At 46.6% G+C, this 15,013-nt stretch carries 15 protein-coding genes; 4 read left to right on the top strand and 11 right to left on the bottom strand.

What is annotated here, in order from left to right:
* Positions 1-26 precede the first annotated feature (26 nt).
* Positions 27-845: a purine-nucleoside phosphorylase gene (locus NDK19_RS03880; RefSeq protein ID WP_250630521.1), complete on the top strand. Its 819-nt coding sequence runs from the start codon at positions 27-29 to the stop codon at positions 843-845.
* On the opposite strand, the gene radC is transcribed toward NDK19_RS03880, so the two are convergent.
* Genes radC through greA form a run of 3 tightly spaced genes read right to left on the bottom strand, consistent with a single transcriptional unit; the run spans position 846 to position 2,593 of the window.
* On the bottom strand, positions 846-1,541 hold the full coding sequence (radC, locus tag NDK19_RS03875) for a RadC family protein (RefSeq protein WP_250630520.1): 696 nt from the start codon (positions 1,539-1,541) through the stop codon (positions 846-848).
* A 6-nt stretch (positions 1,542-1,547) separates the two neighbouring features.
* Positions 1,548-2,123 (bottom strand): DUF502 domain-containing protein, encoded by a 576-nt coding sequence (locus NDK19_RS03870; protein ID WP_250630519.1) that lies wholly within the window; start codon positions 2,121-2,123, stop codon positions 1,548-1,550.
* 2 nt (positions 2,124-2,125) lie between these two features.
* Positions 2,126-2,593, bottom strand: a complete 468-nt coding sequence (gene greA, locus NDK19_RS03865) for a transcription elongation factor GreA (protein WP_250630518.1) — start codon at positions 2,591-2,593, stop codon at positions 2,126-2,128.
* Positions 2,594-2,719: 126 nt separating this feature from the next.
* Between greA and mtaB the strand changes: the two genes are divergently transcribed.
* The gene (gene mtaB, locus NDK19_RS03860) at positions 2,720-4,045 is read left to right on the top strand and encodes a tRNA (N(6)-L-threonylcarbamoyladenosine(37)-C(2))-methylthiotransferase MtaB (protein WP_250630517.1); all 1,326 of its coding nucleotides are present in this window, start codon (positions 2,720-2,722) and stop codon (positions 4,043-4,045) included.
* Between the two features lie 169 nt (positions 4,046-4,214).
* Here mtaB and NDK19_RS03855 read toward each other — a convergent pair whose 3' ends face one another.
* Together NDK19_RS03855 and thrC are read right to left on the bottom strand one after the other, a co-directional pair.
* Entirely contained in the window at positions 4,215-7,286 is a 3,072-nt protein-coding gene (locus tag NDK19_RS03855) for a glycosyltransferase family 117 protein (RefSeq protein WP_250630516.1), read from the bottom strand.
* Between the two features lie 103 nt (positions 7,287-7,389).
* A complete protein-coding gene (gene thrC / locus NDK19_RS03850) occupies positions 7,390-8,706 on the bottom strand; it encodes a threonine synthase (RefSeq protein ID WP_250630515.1) in 1,317 nt (438 codons plus the stop codon).
* Positions 8,707-8,741: 35 nt separating this feature from the next.
* Here thrC and NDK19_RS03845 point away from each other — a divergent pair, with 35 nt between their 5' ends.
* Complete coding sequence (locus NDK19_RS03845; protein ID WP_250630514.1) at positions 8,742-9,788, top strand: NAD(P)/FAD-dependent oxidoreductase; 1,047 nt, start codon at positions 8,742-8,744, stop codon at positions 9,786-9,788.
* Between the two features lie 340 nt (positions 9,789-10,128).
* Here the strand turns inward: NDK19_RS03845 and NDK19_RS03840 are convergent, their stop codons facing one another.
* From NDK19_RS03840 to msrA, 5 genes are all read right to left on the bottom strand, one after another.
* Positions 10,129-10,332, bottom strand: coding sequence for a hypothetical protein (locus NDK19_RS03840; RefSeq protein WP_250630608.1), 204 nt, complete (start codon positions 10,330-10,332; stop codon positions 10,129-10,131).
* 29 nt (positions 10,333-10,361) lie between these two features.
* Positions 10,362-10,589 carry a hypothetical protein gene (locus NDK19_RS03835; RefSeq protein WP_250630513.1) on the bottom strand — a complete coding sequence of 76 codons (228 nt, stop codon included), beginning with the start codon at positions 10,587-10,589 and terminating at the stop codon, positions 10,362-10,364.
* A gap of 146 nt (positions 10,590-10,735) precedes the next feature.
* Positions 10,736-11,782 (bottom strand): SO2930 family diheme c-type cytochrome, encoded by a 1,047-nt coding sequence (locus NDK19_RS03830; RefSeq protein WP_250630512.1) that lies wholly within the window; start codon positions 11,780-11,782, stop codon positions 10,736-10,738.
* Complete coding sequence (locus tag NDK19_RS03825) at positions 11,779-12,969, bottom strand: parallel beta-helix domain-containing protein (RefSeq protein WP_250630511.1); 1,191 nt, start codon at positions 12,967-12,969, stop codon at positions 11,779-11,781. Before NDK19_RS03825 ends, NDK19_RS03830 begins: the two co-directional genes overlap by 4 nt.
* 97 nt (positions 12,970-13,066) lie before the next feature.
* Positions 13,067-13,618 (bottom strand): peptide-methionine (S)-S-oxide reductase MsrA, encoded by a 552-nt coding sequence (gene msrA, locus NDK19_RS03820; protein WP_250630607.1) that lies wholly within the window; start codon positions 13,616-13,618, stop codon positions 13,067-13,069.
* A 184-nt stretch (positions 13,619-13,802) separates the two neighbouring features.
* Here msrA and NDK19_RS03815 point away from each other — a divergent pair, with 184 nt between their 5' ends.
* Entirely contained in the window at positions 13,803-14,765 is a 963-nt protein-coding gene (locus tag NDK19_RS03815; protein WP_250630510.1) for a lytic transglycosylase domain-containing protein, read from the top strand.
* On the opposite strand, the gene NDK19_RS03810 is transcribed toward NDK19_RS03815, so the two are convergent.
* Positions 14,725-15,012: a hypothetical protein gene (locus NDK19_RS03810; RefSeq protein WP_250630509.1), complete on the bottom strand. Its 288-nt coding sequence runs from the start codon at positions 15,010-15,012 to the stop codon at positions 14,725-14,727. The two genes, NDK19_RS03815 and NDK19_RS03810, sit on opposite strands and share 41 nt — an antisense overlap.
* Between the last annotated feature and the right edge of the window lies 1 nt (position 15,013).

Here is a 15,013-nt window from a genome sequence, read left to right as displayed (position 1 = left end):
AATCGCACAAAAATACACAAAACCACATGACATTTCAGCAAATTGAAGAAGCAGCAGGCTACATCCGCAGCATTACCGATGCGCCTTGCACCACAGGCATTATCAGCGGCACGGGTTTAAGCGGTTTGGCGCAGGCCATGCGTATTGAGCACAGCATCAGTTATACACAAATTCCTCATTTTCCGATTTCTACGGTGGAAGGACATCCCGGGCGGCTGTTGTTCGGCACAATTGCAGGGCATCCCGTCGTGATGATGCAAGGGCGGTTGCACTACTACGAGGGCTACACCATGCAACAGGTTGTTTTTCCCGTTCGCGTAATGAAGCTACTGGGAATCAGGCAGTTGTTTGTATCCAATGCGGCCGGAGGTTTACATCCCGACTTTGCCCTGAGCGACCTCATGCTCATCAGCGACCACATCAACTTGCAGCCCGATAATCCGCTGCGAGGCACCAATATTCCGGCTTTAGGCGAACGTTTTCCCGATATGAGCGAGGCCTATGACCCGCAACTGATTGCACTGGCCGAAAAAATTGCGGCAAGAGAAGGCATTAAACTGCAAAAAGGTGTTTATGCAAGCGTGCCGGGGCCTAACTTGGAAACACCTGCCGAATACCGCATGTTGAGCATCATAGGGGCAGATGCTGTCGGTATGTCCACTGTCCCCGAAGTGATTGCGGCACGCCATATGCACTTGCCCGTATTTGCCGTTTCTGTGATTACAGACCTGTGTAGCCCCGGAAAAATACAAAAAATAACTTTGGAAGACGTGCTGGCTGCCGCTCGCAATGCGGAGCCTCAATTGGAACGCCTGATAGTGGGTATGTTGTGGGAAACGGTTTAATCAGTGCATCATCCCCTCGTCCATAAAACTGAAATAGCCGTTGTCGGTATAAATCAAGTGGTCAAGAACCGTTATTTCCAGCACTTTTCCGGCGGCGATTAGTTTTGCGGTCAGGTCAATATCGGCTTGGCTGGGGGTTAAATTGCCCGAGGGATGGTTATGCACCAGTATGAGCCCGCTTGCCGTGTGTTCAAGTGCTGTTTTAAAGATGATTTTCGGGTCAACGACAGTGCCTGATACGCCACCGCTGCTGATATTGACTTTTTGCATAATTTCATTGGCACGACTGAGCAGGAGTATCCAAAACTCTTCATGCTGAATATCAGCCAAATGCGGTCGGATAGCTTCGTAGCAATCGCGCGAGGAGCGGATGCGTACCCGCTTGGGAACTTCGGTTTCTTTGCGCCGTCTGCCCAATTCCAGCGCAGCGGCAATGGTTATTGCCTTTGCTTCGCCAATGCCTTTGAATTTTTGCAGGTCTTTAATGGAAAACCGCGCCAAATTGTATAAATTATTGTCAGCAGCGGATAGTATTTGCTTGGCTAAATCTACGGCCGAAAGCGAGGTTGTTCCCGTACCCAGTAAAATAGCAATTAATTCTGCATCGGAAAGTGCTGCGCGTCCTTTGTGGAGTAATTTCTCGCGCGGGCGGTCGTCTTCTGCCCAATGCTTAATAGGTGTAAAGTCGCTGTTCATACGGTGTTAAGCGTCTGTCTGTTCCGTATCTTTATGGTTCAGTTCTACGACTCCACCCGACATGAGAAAGCGCATCGTTTCTGCGCCTTGTGTAGGCAATGGTTGAATATTTTTACGCGGTACCAAGTAGAGGTTGCCGGAAATATTGTAGGAATGTGGAAAAAATACGGCTACCAAGTCGTCTATTCCTACATGCGTTAGGTCGTGCTGCGTAATAAAGCCAATGCGAAACACCTCATTTTCAGCATTTAAGCGCACCATTACCGGATGGGTAAACTTTTGTTGTTCGCCCACAATGCCCGATACCAGCTCCTTAAAGGAACTGTATAATAAACCTACAACCGGCAAGTCGGAGAGGGTATCTTCAAACCATCGCACCAAGGGTTGCAGCAGTTTGAGTTTGGAAGTCAGCAGTCCCAGAAAGGTAATTCCAAAAACAATGATGAAGAAACCCAGCCCGCGGATACGCAAGGGCAACATGCCATCCAGCCAGTTAAAAATAAAAACAAGGGTGGCTACTGTCAGCACAATAGGTACGACCAACAGCAGCCCCCGAAAGAAGTATTTAATCAGGCTGTTCACTTTTAGCGGCTGATTTCAAGAATTTCAAACTCCATTTTACCGCGAGGCGTTGTAATTTCTGCCAATTCACCTTGCTTTTTGCCAAGCAAACCTTGTCCAATGGGCGATTTTACCGATATTTTGCCCTGTTTCAGGTCTGCTTCTTCTTCGGCTACAAGCATGTATTCTACCTGCTGACCGTTGGCCTTGTTGCGGATTTTCACCTTCGATAAAATGGAAACTTTCGAGGTGTCAATCATAGATTCGTCCACAACACGTGCTTGTGCTACCAATTCTTCCAGTTTTGATATTTTCAATTCCAGCAAGCCCTGAGCATCTTTTGCTGCATCATATTCGGCATTTTCGCTCAAATCTCCTTTGTCCCGCGCTTCTGCTATTTGGCGGGCAATTTCCGCACGCCCTTTGGTGCGCAATTCATGCAATTCGTCCTTCAGCTTTTGCAAGCCTTCGGCAGTGTAATACGTTGGCATGTCCTTACTCAATTAGTTGTTAAACACACATCAATAGAAAAAAATAATAACGGCCTGCCGCTCGCGGAAACCGTTATTATTGAACTGATTTATGCAAAACTACAAATTATTACCGAAATTTGCAACATGAAAAAGGTGGCTTTCTACACGCTGGGATGCAAATTGAATTACTCGGAAACTTCCACGATTGCCCGTTTGTTTGAGCAGCGCGGCTATTCAAAAGTAGATTTTACCGAAACTCCTGATATTTTTATTATCAACACTTGCTCTGTTACTGAAAATGCTGATAAAAAATGTCGGAAAATAGTAAAGGAAGCCCGTAAGATTTCACCGGAAGGTTATGTGGCCATTATTGGTTGCTATGCACAACTTAAACCGCGTGAAATTGCCGAAATTCCCGGTGTGGATGCTGTACTTGGTGCGGCAGAAAAATTTCGCCTACTCGACCTGCTCGATGGCTTTGTGCGCCCTGAAACGCCGCAGATTTTTGCGGGAGAGGTTCATCGCGCCAATGAGCACTTTAATGCTGCCTATTCTTACGGCGACCGCACCCGCACATTCCTGAAAGTGCAGGACGGTTGCGATTACAGTTGTTCGTTTTGTACCATTCCATTGGCTCGCGGTGCAAGCCGCAGCGATACGCCCGAAAATATTTTGGCAAAAGCCCGCGAAATTGCCGAATCGGGCGAAGTGCGCGAAATTGTGCTGACCGGCGTAAACACGGGCGATTACGGCCTTATCAACGGTGAACGTCAATACCGATTTATTGACCTGATTCGACGTTTGGATGAGGTGGAAGGCATCGACCGATTCCGAATTTCTTCCATTGAGCCCAACTTGCTTTCCGATGAAATCATCTCTTTTGTAGCACAATCCAAAAAATTTGTGCCGCACTTTCATATCCCGTTGCAGTCGGGCAGTAACAAAATACTGGGGCTAATGCGCCGTCGCTATCGCCGCGAACTCTATGCCGACCGCGTAACTAAAATTAAGGAGTTGATGCCTGACTGTTGCATTGGCGTAGATGTCATTGTCGGCTTTCCCGGTGAAACGGATGAAGATTTTCTGGATACTTACCGATTCCTCAATGAGTTGGATGTTTCTTACCTGCACGTATTCACCTATTCGGAGCGTGTGAATACACCCGCTGCTACGATGCAAGGGCGAGTATCGGAAAAGGTGCGTGCCGAGCGTTCGCGAATGTTGCACATCCTTTCCGATAAAAAACGCCGTCATTTTTATGAGCAAAATATTGGCAAACAGGCAGTTGTATTGTTTGAAAATGATATAGAGGACGGTATGATGCACGGCTTTACGGAAAACTACGTGCGGGTGGCGGCCAAGTATGACCCGCTGCTTATCGGAGAATTGAAAGCCGTACAGATGACTCACATTAACGACAATGGCTACATGGAAGTAACCGAGCCGGAGTTGGTATTTGAGGTGCATTAATTTTGCGTGGAGCAACTGAAATTGCTCTTATCCAAATTTGCTGACAAGGTAATTTGCTAGGCCGCTCAAACTCATTGCAGCAATACTAAAAATCCCGACGGGCGTTACACCTGTCGGGATTTTGCTTTTGCACATTCTATGGCAGAGATGCGGGCTGTTTTTTCTCCGACTACTTGCCATACAGACGGTCGTAATAGTCATTGAAGATTTTTTCGTATTCTTCAAACTTCTTATTGAAAAATGCCTGACGTTCCTTTGCTTTGTCAATATCGGCTTGGGTAATAGAACTGTCGTTGGCAGCGGCGAAGTTTTCGGCAATATTTTTCTCACGCTCGGCTGATTCAGCGTAAAGGTCGCGCAGTTGGTTAATCATAATCATGCTGCGGTCTTTCAGCGATGAGTTCTGGAAATCGTCCAAGTCGTAGCGGACAATGTATGCCAGATTGTCTTTGGCACGTTTGCCGACCAATTCTGCCAGTTGGTTGCCTTTGTCATACTCTTTGAGCGCATAATACAGTTTGATGTAGCGCGGGATATAGTAGTCGTAAGGAATACTCTTGTCCGGTATGAGGCGCAGGCTGTTGTCCAGCACTTCCTTGGCTTTGTCGTTTTCCTTGTCCAGATAGAATTGCAGCGCCAGACGATAGAAGGCATTGCGTGTATTGGCCGCAAACTTTCTGTATTCTTCGTCGTGATAGACTTTTTCGTTATCAAAGCCGCGGAACTGGAATTTCTTCATGTTTTCGTACATCACCTCTTTGTTCACTTCGCCCACATCGCCGCGGTTATTGGCACGCAGAGGCATGAGGCGGTAGGTGAGGCCTTCCATTTGCAGCCATTCGCGCAGTTCCAAAGCAATGGTGTTGGCAGAGGTGTTGTTGAAGTAAATCGGGCGCTCCCAGTTATTGCTGACAATCAGGTCAAGCAGCATCAAATCGCCTTTGTAGAGTGCTCCCGCACCGTTGCGCAGGCTGAACTCCATGCGTTTTACTACTTTGTCGGCTTTGCCTTTCGGAATCCACGGCTTTTGGGCAATGGCGGCACTGTCCACATCTATATACATTTTTTTGGCAGGCAGTGCAGCCGTAGAGCCGCCACCCTGCAAGGCTACTTGAATGGCAGGATTATTTTCTTTTACCAATTGCAAATAACTTTTCAGGTTGATGGCATTGGCTTTGAGCGCGGGATTTTCTACATAAGGCACAAAATCGTTTACACCGCTTTTGTAGTTATCGTAGGTTAAACTGAACGGCAGAGCGTCCGATTCGTAAACCTTGCGGCGCATTTGCTCAATGTACCAATCGGTGTTGAAGTAGCTGAGTACGATTACCCGCACATCGGTACGGAAACCTTCCACCTCTTGAACGTACCACAGCGGGAAAGTGTCATTGTCGCCGCCTGTGAATAAAATGGCGTTCGGCGCACAGCTTGCCAGCATATTGCGTGCTTGGTCAACGGAGTGGTAGCGGCCTGAACGGTCGTGGTTATCCCAACCTTTTGCGCCCATGATGGTAGGCACTGTCATGGAAACAACGGTTGCAATGGCAGTGGCAGGCAATGGATTTTTAATGAAGCGCATCAGTCCGTCGGCAATAGCAAGCACACCGAAGCCAATCCACATGGCAAAGGCATAGAATGAACCTACGTAGATATAATCGCGCTCTCGGGGTTCAACAGGCGGAGAGTTCATGTACACTACCAGAGCAACGCCTGTCAAAATGAACAGCATACCGACTACGGCAAAGTTCTTTTCGTCTTTTTTCAGTTGATACAACAGCCCTACAATGCCCAGAATAAGCGGCAGCATGTAGAAGTTATCGCGGGCTTTGTTATTGGCGACTTCTTCCGGCAAATCTTTGGAGGGCGACCATGGCAGCAGCCAACCGGCTTCTTTTTCGTCGCCGTCGCGTCCGGCAAAGTTCCACAGGAAGTAGCGGAAGTACATATGCCCGATTTGATAGCGAATCATGTAGTAGATATGGTCAAACAGGGTAGGGTCTTTGTCGGGGCGCATACCTGCCCATTGGCGGTACAGTTCGGGATGGTCTTCGCCGTTGCTGTACATCCGCGGGAACAAAACTTCCTTGTTGTACTTGATTTCCATTTTATAGTCGTAAATCTCGTACTTGTCTTTCCCTTTGCGGTAAATGGGTTCGCCCTGTTCTACCGACTCGCGCTCCGAAACAAAAGTACGACCGTAGAGCAGCGGGCGGTCGCCGTACTGTTCGCGTTTCAGGTAGGAAACGAAACTCATTACATCCGACGGGTCGTTTTCATCAATCGGCGGATTGAAGTTTGAGCGGATAATGACCAGTGCGTAAGAGGAGTAGCCTATCAGAATGAAAGTAAAACCAAGCAGCGCGGTGTTCAGCAGGGCGTTTTCCTTGCGGATGGAGTAGCGGATACCCCATACCAACGCGCCAATAATGGCAAAAAAGAAAAACAACGCACCTGAACCGAATGGCAGCCCCAGCGTATTGACAAAGAATATTTCAAAACCTCCGGCAATGGAAGGCAGCCCCGGAATAACACCCACCATCACAATGCCGATAATGAAAAGGCTGACAGCAAGCGTGGTGAAAATGCCGATATTGGTAGGTGTGGGATATTTTTTGAAGTAGTAAATGAGCCCCAGCGCGGGGATAGTAACCAAGTTCAGCAAGTGCACTCCGATAGAAAGCCCCATGATGTAGGCAATCAGGATGAGCCAGCGGTTTTCATCGGCTTCATCGGAGAGGGTATCCCATTTGAGCATTGCCCAAAATACGACTGCCGTAAAGAATGATGACATGGCATAAACTTCTGCTTCGGCAGCTGAAAACCAGAAAGAGTCGGAGAACGTGTATGCCAACGAACCAACCGCACCGGCAGCTAATATGCCGAATGTTTGTACGCCCGTGGGTTCGTCCGTCGGACGCAGCCCCATCAGCTTGCGGCCTAACAAGGTGATAGACCAAAACATGAACAAAATGGTAAATGCACTGCTCAGCGCGGAGAGCATGTTAATCCAAAATGCTACTTGTAGTTTATCTCCGAAGGCAAGGAATGAAAACACGCGCCCCAGCATCAGGAAAAGTGGCGCTCCCGGCGGGTGAGGTACCATTAGTTTGTAAGAAACGGCAATAAATTCGCCGCAGTCCCAAAAACTGGCGGTGTCTTCAACCGTGAGGCCATATACAACGGCTGCTATCAGAAAGATTATCCAGCCTGCAAGGTCATTCAGCTTTTTATATGTCATCATATTTGCAATAATTCGGGCGCAAGTAGCCCTTTAAGGTTTGCGAAACTACAAATCATTTACGGAATCCGACCTATTCGGATGTAAAAACCATTGTTAAAGAGTTTTAATTGGGGTAATGCCGCATCAAAAATGATTTGAAAGAGGCATAATCTTTTGACAACGGAATGGATAACTTGGGCATTTCCATCAAGTGGCGCAGTCTTTCAGGAATGGCAGGGGCTTCACCCAAAACGGATTCCACCACTTCGCCAAACTTGGCAGGATGTGCTGTTTCAAGCACAATGCCTACTGCATTTTCAGGTGCATGTTCTTTGCGGAACTGCTCCCAAGCCAGATAACCTACTGCGCCGTGCGGGTCTATTACGTAGTTGTATTTTTGTTTCACTTCCTGCATGGCTGCCCGCGTTGCCTCGTCGCTGAAAGCATAGCCGTACAGGTGTTTTTTCATCTCTCCCCATGTCGGGAACATATCGGCCAGCCGTGCAAAGTTGCTCGGGTTTCCTACATCCATTGCATTAGAGATGGTAGCAACCGAAGGGCGTGGCATGTATTCGCCTCTTTGCAGATACTTTGGTACAATATCGTTGGCATTGGTTGCCGCCACAAAACCTGCAATGGGCAGCCCCATTTGGCGAGCAAACATGCCTGCCGTCAGGTTGCCAAAGTTTCCGCTGGGAACTACAAAGTAAACGGGCTGATTGCCGTATTGGCGCGCGGCCTGTGCGTAGGCGTACACATAGTAAAAAGCCTGCGGAATCAGCCTTGAAATATTAATGGAATTGGCAGATGAAAGCCTGAAATGTTTGTTTAATTCTTCGTCTAAAAAGGCCTGTTTTACAAGGGCTTGGCAGTCGTCAAATGTACCGTCAATTTCAATGGCCGTAATGTTTTGTCCCAGCGTAGCAAACTGCCTTTCCTGAAAATTGCTGACCTTGCCTTTGGGGTACAAAACAGCTACCGTAATATCGGGAATGCCCAAAAAACCATGTGCAACGGCGCTACCCGTATCGCCCGAAGTGGCAACCAAAATGTGCAGCGGTTTGTCTCCTTTGGGCAGGAAATAGGACATGGCCTGTGCCATAAAACGCGCCCCGAAATCTTTAAAAGCCAACGTAGGGCCGTGAAACAGTTCCAGAATGCCTGTGTGCGGAGCTAACCAAACTACGGGGGCATCAAATCCCAGTGTTTTGTGTACCATATCGCGCAGCACATCGGCAGGCAGGTCTTCTTTCAGAAGTGTTTCCGCAAAGCCCAGTGCCGCTTCTTCCAGCGAAAGATGCGGCAATTTGTCAATAAATTCAGCAGGGAGTGGAGGTAATTGCTCAGGCATGAACAGCCCATTATCATCCGGTAAACCTTTTAATATGGCTTCGCCAAGGCTGACCGGCGGCACTTGGCGCTTTGTACTGTAATATTGCACGTTGATTCGTTTTATTTTCGCAAAGGTAGGGAAAAATGGCACACTACTTCATTGTTGGGCAGGGCATCGCAGGTACAACGCTTGCCTATACGCTGCTCAAGCGCGGACACACGGTACATATCGCCGATAACAACCAACCGCAAACGGCATCTAAAGTGGCCGCGGGATTGTTCAACCCTGTTACGGGCTATCGCATGACCAAAACATGGCTTGCCGACCGCCTTTTTCCGTTTTTGCATGAATTTTATCCTGCAATGGAGCGCGATTTCAACGCGCATTTTTTTCATCCGCTGCCCATGTACCGCCCTTTTGAGTCCATGGCACAGCAGAATGAGGTTTTAGCAGAAACTTCCGATGAAAAATTTGCAGGATATGTTGATAAAGTCGTTCAACCTGACGCTTACGGCAGTAAAATTAAAGATGATTTTGGCGGTATTATGCTTAAAAATTGCGGATATGTGAATTTGCCCTTGCTTTTATCGGCTGCCCGGTCGGTGTGGCTGGCAGCAGGTATCTACCGCGAATGTGAAGTCGCTGAGGAAGATATACGCGCAGTAGCAGATAAAGTCTATTTTCAGGAGATTGAAGCCGACTATCTGATTTTTTGCAGGGGTTGGCAGGAGGCTGCCCGTGGTCTGTTCAGTTTGCCTTTCCGCCCTGTGAAAGGGGAAACCTTACAGGTAAAATTTACCGATGAACAATACAAGGAAATTGTCAATCGTGGTTGCTGGATTTTACCGCAGGCAGAAAATATCTGCCGTATCGGCGCAACTTATCATCAACAAGATTTGAGTTTGGAACCTACACAAAAAGCATGGGACGAACTCACAGGAAAACTTGCTAAACTGACCGATGCTTCATGGGAGCTTATTGGTCGCTCGGCAGGTATTCGCCCTGCTACATATGACCGCCGTCCTTTTATCGGTATGCATCCGCAGCAACCACGCATTGGGGTTTTTAACGGACTTGGTGCAAAAGGCGTATCGCTTGCGCCCTATTTTGCTGCCGTTTTTGCTGATTTTCTGGAAGGAAAAATTGACAGTTTGCCCGCAGAAGTGTGGATTGGAAGATGTAAGGGATAGATGTGTTGATATTGCAAGAGCAAAAAAACAAAAAATATTTGTGAATAGTAATCAATTCACCGCTGCAATAGAAAGCAAAAAAGTCTAAATTAGTTCATTAGCCTACATTGTAGCGGGTTGCCCCAAGTATAATGTGTATATTGCCTTTTTTGTCAAAAATTTCTCAAAAAATCTTCAAACAACATCACTTTTCTAAATATTTGCTTTTATAAGCTCTCATAAAGGGGATTGTCTCTTGTTAAAAGGGGTAAATCTAACTGCATTGCTAAGGCTACATAACTAATGTCTTTCAAGTCAATTTTTTTTCAAGTAATCGTTCTAACTTGGCCAAAATACTTTGCTACAAGATGTATTGAGGCAAGATAGTAAGTTGAGCAAATACAAAATAAGTCCATTGTGTAAATTGCGATTTAGACATTTTTGTCTTGGCTTTCAAAACATCTTTATATCTTTCTACCTCTATCAGTGCGAAGTCGGGTAAGATAAAATTATTGAAAGTCAGAATAGGTCTATAACCTGCCTTCCCACTTATCAGAATAGTCATCAATACGTTGGCGTCAATAACAAAATCTGTCATTGGGAAATCAAGTATTTATGTTTTTCTTGTTGCCAAGCCAAATGGCGTGCTGTTTGCCATTCTTTGTCGTTTTGCAAATCTATTGTTTTGAGGTCTTCTAAAACGTCCTGTGCTGCTGCTTTGAGCAACATTTTTTTTACAAAGTCTTGCAAATAACTCTCTACTTGTTTGTAGCCAAAAGTCTGGACAATACTTTCGTCTAACTGTATCTTAAATTCTACCATTGCTATCAAAATTTTAAGTTTACACAAGAACAAAGTTTTCTTAGACTTTGTTCTGCCGGTTATTTTATCTTCTGAGATAAAGCAAACTTTGCATATTTATGTTCTTGCACTCAAAGTCTCAAAGTAAGGTGTTTTAAGCAGCCTATCTACTGCGCAGGCATTTGCCGAATCCACTCGCGGATGAGTTCCAGCCCTTCGCGATGCACAACCGTGCGCCCCAGTTCGGGCATCATTTGGCCGGGGTCGGTGCTTTGCATACGATATATCAGGATGGACTTGTCGGGCTGACGCGGCACAATGTCATACAGCAGCCCCCCCGAGCCTTTGCCTGCAGCTACGGGCGTTTTCATAATACCCAGTGCCTTAGGGTCGGTGTTGTGGATGTCCAGCAGCAGCCCTGAGGTGCTGGCAGGGCCTTTCGGATTGTGGCAATGCCCACAGTTGATGTCTAACCAAGCGCGCGCCCGCGCATCCAGAGAGGCAGAGGCATCTTGCCAATTCACCAATCGGGGTACTTTTTCCAAATCGGGGAGATTGCTGAGTTTATGGAGTTGAGAGAGTTTTACTAACTGATTTTCAGTGCCTTCTGCATAGGGATACAAACCGTTCAACTGCCTTGCGGAAGGCCCTATTGGCATGAGGCTTTTCCCCGAAATGTGGCAACCCTTGCATTGGTTGATATTAGGTATCTGATAGTTGCTGATGGTTTGCTTAGTGCCTTTGCTGTCGCGCCATGTAACGGATTTGGTTTCGCCCGCAGGTTCTAAAAACGCATCCGTTTGTTCGTCATTCCATACGTAGGGTATGGCAGTCCACCCGTTTTCTTCGTGAATCAGCAGGCGTGTTTCCAGTATTCGGCGGCCATTCTCGGGCTTGCGTTCATCCTGATAATAGAAAAAGTTTTTAATCAAGACCGTTCCTACGGGGAAAGAGAGCACGGCAGAGTCGTTATAAACTGCCTGTTTACCTTCGGGGATATACATGAACCGCTGTTTGTGGGCATAATCCGTGAAAAGCGGTGTGTTTAAATCGTAAGGCAGCACATTGGCAGCGGGTTGCAATCGGGCGAGTGCCCCCGTAAAAAAGCCGTATTCAGACAGGCTGTTTTTGTATTTTTTCGGGAAGCGTTGCCCGGCTCCCACTAAGGCGGCAATGAATACGGCACAAGCGGTGTAAAACAAATACTTTTTCATCGGGAAGTAGCAAGTGTTACCGGTTTCAATGCTGGAAGCTCACAGTTGTATTTGGCGAGTACACGACTGATATTTTTAAAATCATTGGCAGCATCTATATCCGCGAAAGACTGGTTGGTATTATTGCGGATGCAGAGTTGTATTTTTTCGGTACGCTGCTCATCATGGATGCCGTCAAACAAAATATGTGGCACGTCTTTTCCGAATTTCAGTTTGAAACGGAACATCATGCCCATTCGTCCCTTAGAGGTGGCTCGCACCATCGGACGTTCAAAATAATTGTTATGAATGTGAATTTTATCGGGGAAAGGATAATACTCTTTGTCTTTGATGGTTTCTTCGGTCATATGGTAGCTGATGATACCTGTGCCAATGGAGATATTATTGACAAAGCGATTATTGAAAACTTCCACATTGTTAGTGGCTAAAATCAGCAGACCTGTCCCTTGCGGTACTTTGGCTACGATGTTCCCTTTGGGTGCAAAGTTGGGATAGTTGTTTTCGTAAACTTTGTTGTTGTAAACCCGCACAAATCCGCCTTTCTTTTGTACCAAATCGGGAAGGTCAAATACGAGTATGCCGCCGGTATTGTTAAACGCCTCATTGTCATACACATCTGCGTGCAGTGAGTTTTCAATTTCAATGCCTGCCACATTGTGCCATGCTTTGCAGTTGCGCACAATGATTTCTTTTGACTGCCCTACGTAAATGCCTGCATCGGAAGCACCAACGGCCTCGCAGTGTTCAATCAGCACCTTTTGGCAGTTTACAGGATAGAATCCATAGCCACCGTTTGTCTTTTTAGGTTTACCCGACCAGCCCGTTTTTGTGTGGCGGAAAGTAATACCTTCGGTTTGCTGCACTTTGATAGCATCGCCTTTGGCATCCAGAACCGTCAGGCCTTCAATAGTGATATTGCGGCTGTTGGTAATTTTAATACCTTCTGCGCCCGAGGTTTGATTTTTGAACGATAAAACAGTAGCATCTTTGCCCTTGCCCTTGATGACTACATCTTGCTTATCGTCCAGCCAGAGAGTGCCTTCCAACTCAAAAAAGCCTTTGTCTAAATGGATGGTATCGCCGGATTTGACCATGATGAACTGATTTTGCAGTTGTTTTTGCACCTGTTTTTGGGCAAAGGCAACCCACGGCAGGTGCACGGCAAGCAGTATCAGTAGTTTTTTCATCTCTATTTCTGTTTTTTACAAAGGTAAAAAAAGAAACGCCGCGTTTTTTTGATGCAGGTCAAAAAGCGCGGCGCAGAAATGAGCAAGTGCAATAGGCTTATTTCTTCAATTTGTGCTTAAACACTTTTTGCATTTTTTCTATTTTGGGCGCAATCACGAAAGCGCAGTAACCCTGATAGGGATTATTGTTGTAATAGTTTTGATGATAGGCCTCTGCTTTGTAATAATTGCCGTTGAGTGCGGTTATTTCCGTTACAATAGGCTTGTCAAAAACTTTTTCGGCTTCCAATGCTGCTTTGTATTTTTCCGCTAATTCCTTTTGCTTTTCGTTATGATAGAATATGACCGAGCGGTACTGCGGCCCAACGTCGTTGCCCTGACGGTTGAGCGTAGTCGGGTCGTGTGTTTTCCAGAATACTTCCAGCAATTCGTCGTAGCTGATTTTGGCAGGGTCGTAAACGATTTGGCACACCTCGGCGTGGCCGGTATTTTTTTCGCATACCTGCTCGTAGGTCGGGTTCTTGACATGGCCGCCTGCATAGCCCGATTCTACGTGTAAAACCCCTTCCAAACGTTGGAAAACGGCTTCTACGCACCAAAAACAGCCTGCCCCAAAAGTAGCGGTATCTGTATTTACGTTGGTTGTCATAGCAATGGATTGTTTTTTGTCTTTTTTCTGTGCTTCGCAGGCTAACCCAAAGAAAGAAAGCACGAAGCAAAATAAATAACCAAAGGAATTGTGCATGAGTTTATTCATTTTTTGTTGTTTTGTTGCACGTTTCTCATAGAAACGTCGTTAAATTTAAGGCAAGTATTTAACCTTTTTTGAAAGCATGTTGTTTGGCGCTAAGTTTCTTTTAGGGGTAGGAAGTGTTTGTACAATATTGTTTCTGGGCAGTGGCTCGCTGTTGATGTCCGATTCATCGGAAAAAAGCAACGTTATGGGGACAGACTCACTGAAAACCGTTAAGAAGCAGTATATCAGCACTTTCCCCTTGCCCGAGCAACTGACTTTTGCAGGCGAACAAGTGCCTATGAATGACCCCGATGTGCGGGAGCGCATAGAGCGTGAGTTGATTCAGAACTCCTATAAACACTCAGCCACCATCCTGATTTTGAAGCGCGAGGGCCGCTGGCGCAAAGAGATTAGCCGTATTTTGAAAGAAGAAGGCGTACCGGAAGATTTTTTCTATTTGGCCGTAGCCGAAAGCGAGTTGGACGAGCACGCGCAGTCGGGCGTAGGGGCAGTAGGCTTTTGGCAGTTTATGAAAACAACTGCTCCTTCCTATAACCTTGAAGTCAGTGAATATGTAGATATGCGCAAAGACCCCATAGCCTCCACCTATGCGGCCTGTCGCTACCTGAAAGATGCTTACAAACGTTTTGGCAACTGGACACTTGCGGCGGCTTCGTATAACCGCGGTGTAACAGGTTTAGACAATGCAGTAAAGGCACAAAAGGTCAGCAATTTTTACGATTTATACCTGAATCGGGAAACTTATCGCTATGTGATGCGGATTATCGCACTGAAATTGATTATTGAAAATCCGCAGGCATACGGCTTTTTTGTAGAAGATGCCGATAAGTACCAACCGCTTGACGGCGTGCGTACCGTAACGATTGACAGCACTATCAACGACTTGCCGCAGTTTGCGCTGGATATGGGCATTAATTACAAAATCCTGAAAATCTACAATCCGTGGATTAACAGTTCCGATTACAAATTGGTAGTGCCCAAAGGCAAAACCTACACAATTACTTTGCCCGAATCTGCTGTTGTATCATCGGGTAAATAAAAGGAGAAGCAGGCGCGTGTTCATGATAGCCCGGTAAATCCTGGAAGGGTGCTATCGGCTCAAAAGTGTTGAAGTGCCGCAGATAGCGTGCTTCGGTGGTCAGGCAAAAATCGGTGAGTAAAAGAGCATCTGCCAGAGGCTTCAGCGGCGGTTTGGGCTTTGTATAAAGGGCTGCAACGCCCAAACCCAGACATAGCAGCGCCAGCCATCCGATAGCTGCCCAATAGATTGTTCTTTTTTGCAGCATA

It is taken from the genome of Rhodoflexus caldus, assembly GCF_021206925.1.
GTDB classification, from domain to species: domain Bacteria; phylum Bacteroidota; class Bacteroidia; order Cytophagales; family Thermoflexibacteraceae; genus Rhodoflexus; species Rhodoflexus caldus.
The sequence above is the reverse complement of the archived record's forward strand: the minus strand, read 5'-3'. Positions and strand labels throughout refer to the sequence as shown.

Coding starts and splice junctions, on each gene's coding strand:
- NDK19_RS03880 (WP_250630521.1), top strand. CDS start 27: ATGACATTTCAGCAAATTGAAGAAGCAGCAGGCTACATCCGCAGCATT.
- radC (WP_250630520.1), bottom strand. CDS start 1,541: ATGAACAGCGACTTTACACCTATTAAGCATTGGGCAGAAGACGACCGC.
- greA (WP_250630518.1), bottom strand. CDS start 2,593: ATGCCAACGTATTACACTGCCGAAGGCTTGCAAAAGCTGAAGGACGAA.
- mtaB (WP_250630517.1), top strand. CDS start 2,720: ATGAAAAAGGTGGCTTTCTACACGCTGGGATGCAAATTGAATTACTCG.
- NDK19_RS03855 (WP_250630516.1), bottom strand. CDS start 7,286: ATGATGACATATAAAAAGCTGAATGACCTTGCAGGCTGGATAATCTTT.
- NDK19_RS03845 (WP_250630514.1), top strand. CDS start 8,742: ATGGCACACTACTTCATTGTTGGGCAGGGCATCGCAGGTACAACGCTT.
- NDK19_RS03840 (WP_250630608.1), bottom strand. CDS start 10,332: ATGACTATTCTGATAAGTGGGAAGGCAGGTTATAGACCTATTCTGACT.
- NDK19_RS03835 (WP_250630513.1), bottom strand. CDS start 10,589: ATGGTAGAATTTAAGATACAGTTAGACGAAAGTATTGTCCAGACTTTT.
- NDK19_RS03830 (WP_250630512.1), bottom strand. CDS start 11,782: ATGAAAAAGTATTTGTTTTACACCGCTTGTGCCGTATTCATTGCCGCC.
- NDK19_RS03825 (WP_250630511.1), bottom strand. CDS start 12,969: ATGAAAAAACTACTGATACTGCTTGCCGTGCACCTGCCGTGGGTTGCC.
- msrA (WP_250630607.1), bottom strand. CDS start 13,618: ATGACAACCAACGTAAATACAGATACCGCTACTTTTGGGGCAGGCTGT.
- NDK19_RS03815 (WP_250630510.1), top strand. CDS start 13,803: ATGTTGTTTGGCGCTAAGTTTCTTTTAGGGGTAGGAAGTGTTTGTACA.
- NDK19_RS03810 (WP_250630509.1), bottom strand. CDS start 15,012: ATGCTGCAAAAAAGAACAATCTATTGGGCAGCTATCGGATGGCTGGCG.